This is a genomic window from Brevundimonas sp. A19_0, assembly GCF_017744255.1.
Taxonomy (GTDB): Bacteria; Pseudomonadota; Alphaproteobacteria; order Caulobacterales; family Caulobacteraceae; genus Brevundimonas.
Window position 1 is genome coordinate 45534 of the sequence record NZ_JAGHQP010000001.1, and the last position, 15895, is coordinate 61428.

Below are 15895 nucleotides of genomic sequence, written 5' to 3' on the forward strand. Positions count from 1 at the left end.
ACCGTCCACACAGAGGCCGGGCGGAATTGCCCGACCGAACCTCTATGCCGTGGTTGACGAGACGAAAACCAAAGTCAGGTTTCGGATTGTTTCGCCCCGGTTACGAACGTCCGCAGCACGGACGGTCGCCGGCTATGCTCAGTTGGCCAGACGCCTCAGAAACGAAGGGATTTCCAACTCATCCTCCTCGGAGGGTTCAGGCTCCGGGGTCTTGAGGGCCGAGTTTCCCGACAGACGCATCGAGCGGGGCTCATTGTGCGTCTCCGAACGGGCTTCCGGCGCATAGGGGGCCGGTTCCGGCTGGGCGCGCTTTCGACCGAACAGGCTCCAGCCCGACTTGCGGTGATGATCGCGATCGTCCCACTCGGGCTCGGGGGCAGGCTCCGGCTGGCGCTCGGCGCGCTGCGGCGTCGGCTCCATATAGAGGTCGCCCTGGACCGGACGGGTGGTGGCCCGCGGGTTCAGATCGGCTTCGTACTCCTCGACCCAGGGATCGACGATCGGGTCGAGCGTGCGCGGCTCGGCGGCCTTGATCACCGGCTCGGCGGGGGCAGCAGCCGGCGCGGGGCGCGGCTCAATGCGCGGCTCGGGGGCGCGGGCCTGTTCGAAGGTCGGGGTAACCGGCGCCGGTTCGGCCGAACGGATCACGGGCTCGGCGGCGCGGCGCGGCTCGCGGTCGGCCATGGTTGGCGCAGGCGCCGGGCGGGTGGCCGGCGTGGGGCGCGACAGGGTGGACGGCGGGGTCTGGGCGACCACGCCCTCGTCCATGCCGGTGGCCACGACCGACACGCGGATCTTGCCGTCCAGAGCCGGATCGAAGGCCGCACCGAAGATGATGTTGGCGTCGGGGTCGACCTCGGCCGAGATGGCGTTGGCGGCCTCGTCGACTTCCAGCAGGGTCATGTCCATGCCGCCGGTGATGTTCACCAGCACGGCCTTGGCTCCCTTCAGGCTGGTCTCGTCCAGCAGCGGGTTGGCGATGGCGTTCTGGGCGGCCATCAGGGCGCGGTCGTCACCCTCGGCCTCGCCCGTGCCCATCATGGCCTTGCCCATTTCGCTCATCACGGCGCGGACGTCGGCAAAGTCGAGGTTAATCAGGCCCGGCAGGATCATCAGATCAGTGATCGAGCGCACGCCCGAGTGCAGGACCTGGTCGGCCATGCCGAAGGCGTCCGAGAAGGTCGTCCGCTCATTGGCGACCCGGAACAGGTTCTGGTTCGGGATGACGATCAGGGTGTCGACATAACGCTGCAGCTCGGCAATGCCGGCCTCGGCCAGGCGCATGCGGTGACGGCCTTCGAAAGTGAAGGGCTTGGTCACGACGCCGACAGTCAGGATATTGCGGTCCCGCGCGCATTTCGCGATCACGGGCGCGGCGCCGGTCCCCGTGCCACCGCCCATACCGGCGGTGATGAAGACCATATGGGCGCCTTCCAGATGGGTGGCGATCTCGTCAGCTGATTCCTCGGCGGCGTTCATGCCGACCTCGGGGTGGGCGCCCGCACCCAGGCCTTGGGTAATCGTTTCGCCCAGCTGGATACGCCGGTCGGTCTTGGCGAAGCTGAGGTGCTGGGCGTCGGTGTTGGCGACGACAAAGTCGACCCCCTCGAGGCCCGCGTCGATCATATTGTTGACGGCATTGCCGCCCGCACCGCCGACGCCGAACACGACGATCCGCGGCTTCAATTCCGTAGCTTCAGGACGCACCAGCGACAGCGACATGTGATTTCCGACCTCTAATCCGAGCCCGCTCCGTCCAACCGAACGCCAATCCCCCCCGAATCGCATTGGTTATGAGCGGGTTAATAGAACACCCGTAAGCCTTAACAGGTGGTTACCGCATAGACTGAGTCGGGGAACGGGCCAGAGGGGGCAAACGCTCCCGGTGCCCATATATTTCGACAGGGTCCCGAGGGTTCGATCGGCCATGCCTGCAAAGAAAAAGGGCGGCTCTTGCGAGCCGCCCTTTTCCGTTCCGGTAGGGAAGAACCTTACCAGGGACGGAAGTTCAGACCGATGAAGAAGCGACGGCCCCAGGCATCGAAGTTGTTGTAGAGCGAGCCGCCCAGGTAGGGGTTCTGCTCGTTGTCGAAGGCGTTGACCACACCGGCGCGCAGCGACAGGTCGTCACGCACGTTCCACCGGAAGGTGAAGTCGTGGCGGGTGAACGCGCCGGTCTTGTAGCTGTCGACCGGGCGACCATCCAGGTTGCTGATACCGGCGAACACGTCGGCGATATCCTGCGAGGTCTGCCAGTCGGCAGTCCAGCTGACGCTCCAGATGTCGTTCGGCGCATAGGTCAGCGTCGAGTTGAAGCGGACGCGCGGGTAGTACACGCCGCCCACCAGACCGGTGGCATCGGTGGGATCGTCGGTGTTCAGGTACTGCTCCTGCGAGATCAGCCACAGGCCGCTCAGGCTGTAGGAGAAGCGACCCATGTCGCGACCGATCACGTCGTAGGTGTCCAGACCGTAGTTCAGGGTGAAGTCCAGACCTTCGGTTTCCAGACCCGCGTAGTTGATCGAGCCCTGGATGAAGCCACCGATCGGGTCGTTGTTCGGCCCGCCGATGTAGAACTCACGGCCCGGGGTCGGATCGTTGCGGAAGATGGTCGCGCAGGCCGCCGTGTTCAGCGAGTCGCCGTTCACGCAGTTGGCCGCCGCAGTCGCCGCCGACACCGAGGCGATAACCTTGTCGACCCGGATGTCATAGTAGTCGAGGACCAGCGACAGGTTCGGGAAGAACCGCGGCTTCAGGATCACCGAGAAGGTGAACGATTCCGACTCTTCCGGCTCCAGGAACGGGTTACCCGCGTTCACACCGGCCACGCCCGAGGTGTAGACCGGACGATAGTCATCTGCCGTCGTGGCCGTATCACCGTTGAAGTCGTAGCTCAGCGAGGTGCCGTTGGCGGCATTATACTGGGCCAGCAGGGCGTTACAGTTGGCCACGCGGTTGGAGCGGGTTTCCGGGTTCTGGGCGATGATGTTCGGCGTGGCACAGGGGTCCACGACACCGTTCCAGAAGGTCTGGGTCGCCGGGCTGAAGTTTTCAGCCAGGTTCGGCACACGCACCGAGGTGTTCAGGCTGGTCCGGAAGGCGATGTCCGGGATCGGACGGTAGACCAGGTTCAGACCATAGACGTCGCCCTTGCCGGCGGTGGTGTAGTCGAACTCGCGGTAGGAGGCGCTGAACTCGGCGTAGTCACCCAGGAAGCTGTCACGGAACAGCGGGATAGCGATTTCGCCGTAGAACTCGTCGCTTTCGTATTCCGCACCCGGGAAGTCAGGGCCGGTGTTCAGGAACAGCCAGCGATCGCCGGTGTCCGCGCTGCGACCCACAGCCTCCGTGTACTCACGACGGTGCTCGAAGCCGAGCGCCACGCCCAGCGGGCCGGCACCCCAGAAGTCCCACAGCTGACCCGAGACGTTGACCAGGGTCTGCTCCGAGATGTTCTGCTGACGAACGCGGATCGTGGCGTCGATATAGTTCAGGGCCGCTTCCGACTGGTTGTCGGCGCCGAAGATGTTCAGCGGCTGACATTCGGCAAGCGCGGCAGCGCCCGTCGCATAGTCACGCAGGTCGGCGTAACCCCAGTTGTAGTCGAAAGGCGTGCCACCTTCGGCAGCGATCCGCTGCGCCCGGCAGACGATCTCGCCGGGGTTACCATTGACCACACCGGCCGCGTCGACCACGGCATCGGCCGCCAGGGCGAAGCGCAGGACATCCACGCCGCGCTCGGCGTTGACGTTGTTCATTTCACCGCGGGTGTAGCCGACATCCCAGCCCACGTTGCGGAAGAACAGCAGGTTGTCCAGATCACCTTCAAGGGCGATCACATAGCGTTCGACCTCACGGCTGTTGTCCTGCATCCGGTCCGGACCGAACATGACGTGACGGGCGAACGGCGCGGAGAACGCAGCACCCGGGGCGCCCGGCTGGGTCGCCGTCGGCGGTCCATAGGGAACGGCGGTGTTCGCCGCAATCGCGTCCTTGACGATCTGCGGCAGGAAGGCGTTGTCGCTCCAGCGCAGGTCGAACGCGGCGGTGCTGCGGATCGGGTTGGTCTGGTCGTCGCCATAGGTAACGTCCAGCAGGTTGACGTCGAAGAACGTCGGCTGGGCGATATCGAACGCCTCTTCCTTGACGTACTTGTACTCGCCGCTCAGCGTCACATTGTCCAGCACGTTGAAGGTGAAGCCGGCCTGATAACGCTGCGACTCGATTTCCGGGAAGCGCGAAGCGGTCGAGAAGTCGGCCGCGCTGACGCCGTCGCCACCGTAGTTGTACGGACGCGACAGACCGACAGTGCCGATGCGCTGACCGAAGTCGGCCAGACGAGCCGTGCCCGTGCCCGGATCATACCAGAAGGTCTTGCCCGGGTTCGGGGCGAAACACTGCGAGTTCGTCACGCGCGAGACCGAGGTCGGAACGCAGAGGAAGGTACCGCTCAGCGTCGGGTACGGAATCAGCGGGTTGTCCAGCGGGCTCGGCTGCTGGGTGTTGAACAGGGTGGTCTGACCCCATTGCGGACGGTCGATGCGGTTCAGGTTGTAGAACAGCATGTTGTCCAGGACGCCATCCGAGCGCGCGTAGTTCGGATCAGCATCGATGCCGATCAGACGCGGATCCTCGGCCAGCCAGTCGACGTCGAACGAGGTGACCATGTCGGCCTTCTCGTACTCACCGAAGGCGTAGACGTTCAGGCGGTCGTCCAGCAGGTTGGTACCGACCAGCAGCGAGGCGCGGCGGGTGGCTTCACCGTTCTGGTTGATCATGCCGTAGTTGGCGTCGAACTCGATGCCTTCGAAGTCGTCGCGCAGGATGAAGTTCAGCACCCCGGCCACGGCGTCGGCGCCGTAGATCGACGAGGCACCGCCGGTGATGATCTCGATGTTCTCGATCAGCAGGCGGGGAATGGTGGAGACGTCAACCGACAGCGTGCCGGCGCTCGAGCCGACGTGACGGCGACCGTCCACCAGGGTCAGGGTACGGCCGGTACCCAGCGAACGCAGGTTGGCAAAGTCCAGACCGCCGTCGTTCAGGCCCGAGCCCGTCGTGTCCGACGGAACCAGCGAGTTCGACAGGGCCGGGATGGTGGCCAGATAGTCGATGACCGTCGACTGACCGGTGGTCAGCAGCGCTTCACGCTCGACCTGGATCAGCGGGGTGGGGGCGTTGGTCGGGTCGCGGCGGATACGCGAACCGGTAACGACGATTTCCTCGACCTGAACCTCGCCCTGCGGGTCCTGGCTGGCATCCTGGGCCAGGGCCGGAGCCGAGGCGGCGATGACGCCCGCCAGGATGGTCGTTCCAAAGAGATACTTGCGCTTCAACAGCATGTTTTGTTGCCCCAACCGTGAGATTTGAGAGTACGTGACGCAGCCCACAGATCGCAGCCTACGCTTCCGGATTGCACGCTAGCAGCAAAGTGGCGCGCCACAAGGCATTGTGGCCCGACTGTGACCAATGAAGGTGCCACATGTTACAATCCGGACACACTCTCGCCACGCACGCGAAATGTTTCGGATCGCCCGAACGGACGGCATTTCAGAGGTTACGGCGAAGCCAGTCCGCCGCGCGGGCGATCACACCGCCCTCCCCCAGCCCCGGCGCATCGGCGGCGGAAATCTGGCGGGTCATGAGCCGGCGAGCCGAAACTGATTCCCGCGGGCCATAGGCCGCCTTGAGCAGGCTGCCGGCGGCCGCACAGAACGCGGGACCTGACGCCGCATCGGCCAGATGGGGCGCCCGCTGGGGCCGCCCAAGACGAACCGGTCGATCAAAAACGCGGACCGCCAGCTCCCGCACGCCGTTCAGCTGGCTGGCCCCGCCGGTCAGCACGACACTGGTACCGGGATCGAGCGCGATGCCGCCGCTGCGAATCCGGTCCCGCAGGATTTCCAGCGTCTCCTCGACCCGGGGCGCGATCACACTTTTCAGCATGGCACGCGGGACCACCACGGCGCCCGCCGAAGGATCCTCGCCCCGCGGCGGGGCTTCGAGCAACTCCCGATCCTCATTGGCCGAGGCCATGGCCGAGCCATGCAGCGTCTTCAGACGCTCGGCCCCCGCCCGCGAGGTCGACAGGCCGCGGGCGATATCGCTGGTCACGTGATCGCCGCCGACATTCAGGCTCTCGACATGCAGCAGGCTGCGGCCGGACCACACGGTCGCCGTCGTCGTACCGCCCCCCATGTCGATGCACAGGGCGCCCAGATCCATCTCGTCGTCTTCAAGGGCGGCCAGGGCGGATGTCACCGGCGCCGCGACCACACCCTGCAGATCAAGATGGGCCAGCTCCAGACAGTGGCTGAGCGACAGGAACGCCGTCTCGGCCATCGACACGACCAGCAGGTCGAGTTCGAGGCTGTTGCCCCGCATGGCGCGCGGATCGCGCACGCCCCTGGCATCGTCGACCGACCAGGCGACAGGCAGCACGTGGATGGGGCGACGGTCCGGCAACCGGATTTTGTCCAGCGCCAGGCCGATGGCCCGCGCGAGATCAGCATCGCTGACCGGATTGGCGCCGAGGGAGACGCGTGCGCGCACGCGGTGGCTCTGCATCCGGCCAGCGGAGGTGCTGACCATCACGCCGGTCACGGGGACGCCGGCAGCCCGCTCGGCGCGCTCGACCACATGACCGATGGCCTGGGCCGCGCCTTCCATGTCGACGATCATACCCTGCTGCACACCACGCGACTGCACATGGCCCACGCCGGCGACACGCACGGTGCGGTCGGCATGGCGCACACCGTCAGCCTTCATGATGAAACAGGCCATCTTGGAGTGGCCGATATCCAGCGCGGCGACCAGCGGCGCGCGGCTGCTGCCCACCGCGCCATCAAGGCTGAGTTCCGGACGACGCCCCGCCATCACAGACCCCCTGCTGCATAGGCGGCATTGGCCAGGTCGCCCGCGAGCGTCTCGGGCCGCAGACCGAGGGTGCCCGGCACCTTCAGGTCCACCAGCTCGAACCCGCGCTCGAACAGATGATGGCGCTGGTCCAGCGCATCCAGCTGGATCAGGGCGCCCTCGACGTCTTCGGCCGGCAGGCGGATCAGGCCCCCGTCCTTGAGACGCACGTCCCAACGCCGCTCATCGACCCTGACCAGGGCCTCGGTGCGGTCGCGCAGGCGCGGGCGCGCCTCAATCAGCGGCAGGATGTCGGCGGCAGCCGCTTCGGCCCCCGCCCCCACCACCAGCGGCAGATGCAGATACTGACGCGGATCGGCGCCCCGGATCACCTGACCCTCCCCGTCGATCACTGAGATCTGTCCGTTCGCCTGCCAGATGGCCATACGGTCGTGCTCGACCACCTCGACCAGCAGGGTCCCGGGGAGCAGACGCACCACACGCGCGTCCTTGACCCAGCTGACGGCCCGGACCTGTTCCAGCAGGGCCTCCAGGTCGAGCGAGTTCATCGACTGGCCGCGTTGAACGTCCAGGGCGGCCTGGATCGCGGGCGTGGCCTCGGCCGACGCCCCGGTCACATGCACGCGCGACAGGCGAAAGCCCATCCCGGCGACCATGCCGTCAATGCCATGGGACATCGACTGGCCCACGCGCTCGGCCCGCGCCCCGGTCGCCATCAGACCGCCAATGAACAGCACGCCGACCAGCAGCGAAATCCCGACCGCGCGCGCCGACAGGTCCAGCCGACCGATGGCCGCCATCTTGGCCGGCAGGCCGTTGGGCTGCGCCTTGCCGCGCCCTCCGCGACCGCGTGACGACGGAGCCTGACGCCCCCGGGACGTGCCTCCGCCTTGCTGGCGCCGGCCGCCGCGAACTACCGCGGGCATGACGCGTCCTCCACCATCCACCTGACCAGTTCCGGATACCCGATGCCGACATGGGCGGCCTGCTCCGGAACGAGCGAGGTCGAGGTCATGCCCGGCTGGGTGTTGACCTCCAGAAGAACGAGAACGTCCTTAATATCGTCATAACGAAAATCGGATCGTGACACGCCGCGACAGCCCAGCGCCGCATGGGCCCGCTCCGAAAGCCGCAGGGCCATCTCGAACACATCGGATTTCAGTCGCGCCGGCAGCTCGTGGACCGAGCCGCCCGGAGCATATTTGGCTTCATAGTCATAGAAGCCCTTGGTCGGGGTGATGTCGGTCACCGTCAGCGCCCGCGGGCCGTCCGCCTCACCCAGCACGGCGACCGCCAGTTCGCGACCGGCGATGAAGGGCTCCACCATCACCTGCTCGCCATAGGTCCAGTCGTCGGCACCGATCTCCTGGGGCGGGCGGTTCGATCCTTCGGTGACCAGAAAGACGCCGACCGATGACCCCTCGGCATTCGGCTTGATCACATAGGGCGGTGCGATCACGTGGTCGCGCGCGACCTCATGCCGGTCGAACAGGCCCCCGCCCGGCACCGGTATGCCGGCCGCCGCCAGCACCGCCTTCGATTTCGCCTTGTCCATGGCCAGCGCCGAGGCCAGCACGCCGGAATGCGTATAGGGAATGCCCAGCGTCTCCAGCACGCCCTGGACGCAACCGTCCTCGCCCCAGGCGCCGTGCAGACAGTTCAGCACCACATCGGGGCGCACCAGACCGCCCAGCACATTGGCCAGATCCCGCCCGGCATCGATACGGCTGACGCGGCCGACCTGTCCCTCCAGCGCATCCGCACAGCCCTTGCCCGAGTTCAGCGACACCTCGCGCTCCGCCGACAGCCCTCCCATCAGGACGGCGACATGCAGGTCTTTCAGGGAGCGCTTCATGGTGCGGAACGAAACTCAGAGGGGGCGGCCGATCCTCCTGATCTCCCAATCGAGGTTTACGCCGAGTTTACTTTGAACGTCGGCGCGCACCGCCTCGCCCAGACCCTCGATGTCGGCAGCCGTCGCCTCGCCCGGGTTGATCATGAAATTGCTGTGCAATTCGCTGAACTTGGCCCCGCCACCCGTCACCGAGAAAAGTTTTCCACGCCAGCCCGCTTCATCCACAAGTTTCCAGCTGGAGTGGCCGGGCGGATTCTTGAAGGTCGAGCCGCCGGTCTTCTCGCGGATCGGCTGGGTCTGTTCCCGGCGGCTGGTGATCTCGTCGATCCGGGCCTGCACGGCCTCGGGGTCGTCGGGGGTGCCGCGATAGGTGGCCTCCAGCCAGAGGATGTCGGCGGGCGCCTCCGAGTGCCGATAGGTGTAGCCGAAGTCGGCCAGCGCATACTCGACGCGCTCGCCCGTCCGGGTCACGCCCCGCGCCGAGACCAGCACATCCCTGGTCTCCGAGCCGTAGCACCCGGCGTTCATGGTCAGGGCGCCGCCGATCGTGCCCGGAATGCCGGCATAGAATTCCAGCCCGCCGATCCCGGCCTTTGCTGAAGCGCGCGCCACCATGGAGTCCAGTGCGCCCGCGCCCGCAGTGATCGTGTCGCCCTCGGTCGTGATCTGTGCCCAGGGGCGCCCGGCCAGGCGGATCACCACCCCCTCGACCCCGCCGTCGCGCACGATGACGTTCGACCCCACACCCAACACCGTGACCGGCACCGAGGCGTCGAGAGCCTTCAGAAAGTCGGCCAGATCATCTGCATCCGCCGGAATGAACAGCACATCCGCTGCCCCGCCCACCCGAAACCAGGTGTACGGCCCCAGCGGCTCGTCCCGCAGCAGCTTGCCGCGGACTTCGGGGAGTGTATCACGCCAGCTCATCCCAGCGCCTCAAGCTGCCCCGGCAGGGCATAGGCCCAGGCCGTGATGTCCCCTGCTCCCAGCAGCACCACCAGATCGCCGGGCTTCGCCTCGTCGCGGATCAGGCGCGGCAGGGCGGCGGCGCTCTCCAGCGGACGCACCGAGCGATGTCCGAACCGGCGGATGCCCTCGACCAGGGCGTCCTTGTCGACCCCCTCGATCGGTTGCTCCCCGGCCGCATAGACATCGGCGACCAGCACCGAGTCCGCATCAGCGAAACAGGTCGAGAAGTCGTTCATCAGGTCGCGCAGGCGGGTGTAGCGGTGCGGCTGGACCACAGCGATCACCCGGCCCGAGCCCTCGGTCTTGTGCACCACCTGACGGGCGGCCCGGAGCACGGCGGCGATTTCCACCGGGTGATGGCCATAGTCGTCGACGATCCGGACACCCTCGACCACGCCCGTGGTGGTGAAGCGTCGCTTGACCCCGCCGAAGCCGGCCAGCCCCTCGCGGATGGCGGCGTCCGACACGCCCAGCTCCCGCGCCACGGCGATGGCCGCCAGGGCGTTCGACACATTGTGCGATCCCGCCATCGGCAGATGCAGCCCCTCCAGCATCTCGGGTTCGTCCAGGGCATCCAGCCCCTGCTTCTGGAAGGCCACGTCGAAGCGCGTGCCGTCCGGTCCCATGTCGCAGTTCACGGCCCGAACCATGGCCTGCGGATTGGTGCCATAGGTGACCAGCCGCCGGTTATCGATGGTGGCCACCAGCCGCTGCACCTCGGGGTGGTCCAGACAGACGGCGGCAAAGCCGTAGAAGGGTATGTTCTCGACGAAATCGACGAACGCCTTACGCACCCCGTCGAAGTCGCCGTAATGGTCCAGATGCTCGGGATCGATATTGGTCACCACGGCGACCGTGGATTTCAGCCTCAGGAAACTGCCGTCGCTCTCGTCGGCCTCGACGACGATCCAGTCACCGTCGCCGACCTTGGCATTGGTGCCATAGGCATTGATGATCCCGCCGTTGACGATCGTCGGATCGGTGCCGCCCGCATCCAGCAGGGCCGCGATCATGGACGTCGTCGTGGTCTTCCCGTGGGTACCCCCCACCGCCACCGAGAACTGAAGCCGCATCAGCTCGGCCAGCATCTCGGCCCGCCGGACCAGCGGAATGCGGCGGCTGCGCGCCACCATCATTTCGGGATTGTCGGCCTTGACCGCCGTCGAATAGACGACCGCCGCGACCTCCTCGCCCACATGGTCGGCGTCGTGACCGATGAAAATCTTCGCGCCCAGTTGCTCCAGCCGCTCGGTATTGGCCCCGGCCTTCGCGTCCGAGCCCTGCACCTGATAGCCGATCTTGAGCATGATCTCGGCGATGCCGCTCATGCCGATACCGCCGATGCCGACGAAGTGGACGGGCCCGATCGGGAAGGGAACTGGACGAAGACGTGCGATCATCGGGGCGTCATAGCGGACTTTGTCGGGATTGCACCAGACGCGCCCCCTGTCCGATTTCGCCGACATGGCTAACCGCCTCTTAACCCTGCGGACTCAGGATCGCCGCCTGTATCAACGGGGCCGCATTCATGTCCGACATCCAGACCGACGTCATCCTGAGGGGCGACTGCATCCAGGTGCTCAGGTCCCTGCCCGACGCCTCGGTCGATCTGGTGTTCGCCGATCCGCCCTATAATCTCCAGCTGGGCGGCGACCTGCTGCGGCCGGACAATTCGCGCGTCGATGCGGTCGACGACGACTGGGACAAGTTCGACAGCTTTGCCGCCTATGACGCCTTCACCCGTGCCTGGATGGCCGAGTGCCGCCGGGTGCTGAAGCCCGAGGGCTCGATCTGGGTGATCGGCAGCTATCACAATGTCTTCCGCCTCGGCACCGCCATCCAGGACTTGGGCTTCTGGGTGCTGAACGACATCATCTGGCGCAAGTCCAACCCCATGCCGAACTTCAAGGGCACGCGGTTTACCAATGCCCACGAAACCCTGATCTGGGCCGCCCGCAGCCAGGACCAGAAGCGCTACACTTTCAACTACGACGCCCTGAAGGCCTTCAACGAAGACACCCAGATGCGCTCTGACTGGACCTTCGCCCTGTGTACGGGCGAGGAGCGGATCAAGGACGCCGACGGCAAGAAGGCCCACCCCACGCAAAAGCCCGAGGCCCTGCTGCACCGTGTGCTTCTGGCTTCGACCAAACCCGGTGCCGTGGTGCTGGATCCCTTCTTCGGCACGGGCACCACGGGCGCCGCCGCCAAGCGTCTCGGCCGCCACTACATCGGCATCGAGCGCGAAGACGCTTATATCCGTCTGGCCGAACAGCGCCTCGCCGCCGTCGTGCCCGCCAACCCCGAGGATCTGGCCGTCATGGGCTCCAAGCGGTCCGAACCGCGTGTGCCCTTCGGCGCCCTGGTCGAGGCCGGCCTGCTCCGACCCGGAGACCGGCTCTACGCCCCGGACGGTTCGCGCGAGGCCCGGGTGCGCGCCGACGGCTCACTGGTCCACGGCGACCTGACCGGCTCGATCCACAAGCTGGGTGCCCTGATGGAAAACGCCCCGGCCTGCAACGGCTGGACCTACTGGCGCTTCAAGACCGATCAGGGCTTCAAGTCGATCGACACCCTGCGCGCCGAAATTCGCGCGGGGATGTAGACCTGCTGCGCCTGCCCTACTGATCCCTGCGGCCGGGAGTCCCCCTGGCCCAGGCGTCGAGGGGAATAGTCATTCTGTCCAGGCCCTCCACGACACCCCTGGAGTCGTAACGCAGCAAGAAAACCATCGCTGGTGCATCCAGGGGGCACACGCCTGGTGTTCTTGCATTGCTCGTGACCCCCAGGCCCGCAACCTCTAGGAGCGTCGTCAGCATATCATTGCCGAGGCTCTGGGGTTCCTGATTGAAGGTCGTCACCATCCCGTTGGAAAAGCTCACCGACAGCTTGCCGCCGACGATGCCACTTTGCGGTCGCACAGACCGGACCCTTCCTGGAATGGAGGTAACGTTCACCTGGACAGCCTTGTCCTTGTCACAGGTGAGCACCAGCGCAGGGACGGGATCGTAGAAGGTGACCCCGTCGGCCCTGTAGCCATCAGAGAACACAAGGCTTGAGCATCCCGCCATCGACGCGCTCACAGCCACACTCAATGCCACTTTCCACCACAGCATCTGTCACCTCCACGGTTCAGGGTTGAACTCAACCAATCCGCGAAGTCTGATCATCAAATCGAGCGCGTAACAATGATTTTTTAAAGACCGTGGGCAAGGCGTGTATGGCTTGCTCATCGTCGTGCCAGATCAGCGTGTCACTGGCGCCGATTGCCCGCATCACCGTCAGCTCCAGCTCGAAATGGGTGAAGACGTGGCGGACCGTGCCCACGTTCCGCCAGTCGGCCGCGATGGGAGGCCCGCTACCCTCCCCGGCATCCCAGCCAGAGGTCGGCAGGCCCAGCATCCCGCCGAGCAGGCCCCTGTCCGGCCGCTTGACCAGACCGACCCGACCCTCGCCGTCGAACAGAGCCCAGACCACGCCTTCGCGTCGCGGCTTCTTCGCCTTCGCCAGTTTCCTCGGCCAGGCTTCGGGGTCGCCGCTGGCGCGAGCCTGACACTCGTCCGCCAGTGGGCAGTCTCCGCACAGCGGAGACCGGGGCCGACAGATGCGCGACCCCAGATCCATCAGGGCTTGGGCCCAATCGCCGGGATCGCATTCCGCCGGCTCCGGCGTAAGGGCGTCGGCCAGCGCCCGCAGTTCCGCGCGCGCCTTCGGTAGCGGCGTCTCTACGGTGAACAGCCGCGCTATCACGCGCTCGACATTGCCGTCGACCACGACCGCCCGGCGGCCAAAGGCGATCGCCGCGATCGCCGCCGCCGTATAGGCGCCGAGGCCCGGCAGGGCGCGCAGGCCCTCTTCCGTGTCCGGGAACACCCCGCCGTGACGCTCCGCCACAGCCCGCGCGCAGGCCAGCAGGTTGCGGGCGCGGGCGTAGTATCCCAGCCCCGCCCAGGCTGCCATCACCGCCTCGTCGGCCTCTCCCGCCAGCGCCTCGACCGTCGGCCAGCGTCGCGTGAAGGCCTCGAAATAGGGGGTGGCGTGGGGGACGGTGGTCTGCTGCAACATCACTTCCGACAGCCAGACCCGATAGGGATCCGCCCGCGTGGCAGAGCCCGGCGGCATCCGCCACGGCAGGCGCCGCGCATCGGACGCATACCAGTCTGCCAGCGCGTTGCGGATCGAGGCCAGTCGTCTGGAATCGGCGGGGGTCATGCTCTCCAGCATAGGAGCCCCGGTCGTAGAGGAGTATAGAGGGTCATATGAGACGACCTCTACCGACGGAAGACGAGACTCGCGCCATTCTGGCCCGGCGAAAGACGCGTCCCCTGCCCCGCTCCGCGCCGCGCGTCGGGCGGGCGCTGGAAAAGCTGATCCGCTCGCTCGACGACCGCTATGGCCGCGGGGCCGAGGCCCTGGAGGCCCGCTGGACCGAGATCGTCGGCGACCGGCTCGCCGCCGTCACCCGCCCCCAGAAACTGACCCGCCCGCGCAAGGGCCCGGACGGCCAGTCCGCCGGGGCGACGCTGGAGCTGCGCGTCGCCGGTCCGGCAGCCCTGCTGGTCCAGCACCAGTCGGAAGACATTCTGGAGCGCGTCAACCTGTTCCTGGGCCAGGGCGCGGTCGCCCGGCTTCGGATCGCCCAGGGCCCGATCGGACCGCGCGCCTCCCGCACGCCTGCACCGAAGGCCGCGCCCCCTCCGGTGCTCGGAGCCGCCGACGAGGCCGCGCTCCGGAACTCGGTCGCCAAGGCCCCGCCGCCCCTTGCGGCTGCGCTTGAACGTCTGGGACGCAGTGTCCTCACCCGCCGCGACGGCCGGCCCTAGGACAAAACTTTGCCGCAAGGCGTCTCGACAAAGACTGGGCGGGGTCCTAGCCAAGGACTCACCGTATCTGACGCGCCCCGTGCGCCCTGACCGTCAAGAGGATCGATCATGTCCACCGGCCGCAACACCGCCCGTTTCCGCTTCGGCGCCATGAGCCGCCGCGCCGCCCTGACGGGTGCGGCCCTTGCTGCCATGGGCGCACTCGCGGCGTGCGGCAACGAAGGCGGAGGCCAGGCGGCCCAGGGCGACATGGCCAAGGGCGCTCCCGAAGGCGCCAAGGTCACCGTCGTGGAATACGCCTCGGTCACCTGCGGACACTGCGCCCTGTGGCAGGAAACCACCTGGCCCGAGTTCAAGGCCAAATACGTCGACACCAACAAGGTGCGTTTCATCTTCCGTGAATTCCCGACCCCGCCGGCCGACGTGGCCGCGGCCGGCTTCCTGCTGGCGCGCTGCGCGGGCGAGGATCGCTATTTCCAGGTCGTGGAAGAAATCATGGCCAGCCAGCGCGAGTGGCAGCAGGGCGTCTCGCCTGCGACGACCCTCAGTCGCATCGCCACGTCGGTCGGCCTGAGCGAGGATGAATACCGCGCCTGCGTTACCGACCAGGACGCCCTCGCCGCGCTCGAAGGGCGCATCCAGGCGGGTCGGGCCGAAGGCGTGACCGGCACCCCGACCTTCTTCGTCAATGGCAACCGCGTGCCCGACAGTTCGATGGAAGGCCTCTCGGCCGCCGTCGACGCCGAACTGGCCAAATAGCCATGCGCCTCGTTGCCCTGATCGGCGCAGCCCTTGTTGCGATGGCCACGCCGGCGGTCGCCCAGGTGGCATCCGTCCCCCCTGTCGTGGCGGGCGAGCGGGTGCTGGGTCGGGCTGATGCGCCGGTGACCGTAATCGAATACGCCTCCTTCACCTGCCCGCACTGCGCCCACTGGGCCGTTGACGTCCTGCCGGCGTTCAAGGCGGCCTATGTCGATACCGGCAAGGTGCGGCTGGTCTATCGGGATCTGCCCACGCCGCCGGCCGAGCCGTCGTTCGTTGCGGCCAAGGTGTCGCGCTGCGTCGCTTCGGAGCAGGCTTTTCCGGTCATCGAAACCCTGTTCGCACAGCAGGGCGCGGCCCGCCTGATGCGCTGGCCAGCCGGCTGGTTCCTGAACGCCATCGACCAGGGTGGGCGCTCTCCTCAGGAGGTCATTGCCTGCGTCGAGGACCCGGCCACCGAAGCGGCCCTGAAGGCGGACCTCGACGCTGCAGAGGCGGCTGGCGTGACCGGCACGCCGACCTTCTTCGTCAACGGGGTTCGCGTCGAGAATCCCACACTGGAAGGTCTGGCCGCCGTCATCGACCCGCTGCTGGCGGGGCACTGATCCCG

General features: G+C 66.9%; 13 protein-coding genes. 4 read left to right on the forward strand and 9 right to left on the reverse strand.

What is annotated here, in order from left to right; genetic code table 11:
* Positions 1 to 138: 138 nt before the first annotated feature.
* The 7 genes from ftsZ to murC all read right to left on the reverse strand — a co-directional run bounded on the left by ftsZ (position 139) and on the right by murC (position 11100).
* Positions 139 to 1722: a cell division protein FtsZ gene (gene ftsZ, locus J7346_RS00255; RefSeq protein WP_209116613.1), complete on the reverse strand. Its 1584-nt coding sequence runs from the start codon at positions 1720 to 1722 to the stop codon at positions 139 to 141.
* Positions 1723 to 1991: 269 nt separating this feature from the next.
* Positions 1992 to 5342, reverse strand: a complete 3351-nt coding sequence (locus J7346_RS00260; protein WP_209116615.1) for a TonB-dependent receptor — start codon at positions 5340 to 5342, stop codon at positions 1992 to 1994.
* A gap of 208 nt (positions 5343 to 5550) precedes the next feature.
* Complete coding sequence (ftsA, locus tag J7346_RS00265; protein WP_209116617.1) at positions 5551 to 6876, reverse strand: cell division protein FtsA; 1326 nt, start codon at positions 6874 to 6876, stop codon at positions 5551 to 5553.
* Entirely contained in the window at positions 6876 to 7802 is a 927-nt protein-coding gene (locus tag J7346_RS00270; protein ID WP_209116619.1) for a cell division protein FtsQ/DivIB, read from the reverse strand. Before J7346_RS00270 ends, ftsA begins: the two co-directional genes overlap by 1 nt.
* The gene (locus J7346_RS00275) at positions 7790 to 8731 is read right to left on the reverse strand and encodes a D-alanine--D-alanine ligase (RefSeq protein WP_209116620.1); all 942 of its coding nucleotides are present in this window, start codon (positions 8729 to 8731) and stop codon (positions 7790 to 7792) included. The genes J7346_RS00270 and J7346_RS00275 overlap by 13 nt, the downstream gene beginning before the upstream one ends.
* Before the next feature lie 15 nt (positions 8732 to 8746).
* Positions 8747 to 9658: a UDP-N-acetylmuramate dehydrogenase gene (gene murB, locus J7346_RS00280; protein ID WP_209116622.1), complete on the reverse strand. Its 912-nt coding sequence runs from the start codon at positions 9656 to 9658 to the stop codon at positions 8747 to 8749.
* Positions 9655 to 11100 (reverse strand): UDP-N-acetylmuramate--L-alanine ligase, encoded by a 1446-nt coding sequence (gene murC / locus J7346_RS00285; RefSeq protein WP_209117294.1) that lies wholly within the window; start codon positions 11098 to 11100, stop codon positions 9655 to 9657. The genes murB and murC overlap by 4 nt, the downstream gene beginning before the upstream one ends.
* A 128-nt stretch (positions 11101 to 11228) precedes the next feature.
* Between murC and J7346_RS00290 the strand changes: the two genes are divergently transcribed.
* Positions 11229 to 12305, forward strand: a complete 1077-nt coding sequence (locus J7346_RS00290) for a site-specific DNA-methyltransferase (RefSeq protein ID WP_209116623.1) — start codon at positions 11229 to 11231, stop codon at positions 12303 to 12305.
* A gap of 16 nt (positions 12306 to 12321) precedes the next feature.
* Here J7346_RS00290 and J7346_RS00295 read toward each other — a convergent pair whose 3' ends face one another.
* Together J7346_RS00295 and J7346_RS00300 are read right to left on the reverse strand one after the other, a co-directional pair.
* Complete coding sequence (locus J7346_RS00295) at positions 12322 to 12816, reverse strand: hypothetical protein (protein ID WP_209116625.1); 495 nt, start codon at positions 12814 to 12816, stop codon at positions 12322 to 12324.
* A gap of 28 nt (positions 12817 to 12844) precedes the next feature.
* On the reverse strand, positions 12845 to 13912 hold the full coding sequence (locus J7346_RS00300; RefSeq protein WP_209116627.1) for an A/G-specific adenine glycosylase: 1068 nt from the start codon (positions 13910 to 13912) through the stop codon (positions 12845 to 12847).
* 47 nt (positions 13913 to 13959) lie between these two features.
* Between J7346_RS00300 and J7346_RS00305 the strand changes: the two genes are divergently transcribed.
* From J7346_RS00305 to J7346_RS00315, 3 genes are all read left to right on the forward strand, one after another.
* The gene (locus tag J7346_RS00305; RefSeq protein ID WP_209116629.1) at positions 13960 to 14523 is read left to right on the forward strand and encodes a DciA family protein; all 564 of its coding nucleotides are present in this window, start codon (positions 13960 to 13962) and stop codon (positions 14521 to 14523) included.
* A 108-nt stretch (positions 14524 to 14631) separates the two neighbouring features.
* Positions 14632 to 15282: a thioredoxin domain-containing protein gene (locus J7346_RS00310; RefSeq protein ID WP_245157525.1), complete on the forward strand. Its 651-nt coding sequence runs from the start codon at positions 14632 to 14634 to the stop codon at positions 15280 to 15282.
* A 2-nt stretch (positions 15283 to 15284) separates the two neighbouring features.
* Positions 15285 to 15890, forward strand: coding sequence for a DsbA family protein (locus J7346_RS00315; protein ID WP_209116631.1), 606 nt, complete (start codon positions 15285 to 15287; stop codon positions 15888 to 15890).
* The last annotated feature ends 5 nt before the right edge of the window (positions 15891 to 15895 follow it).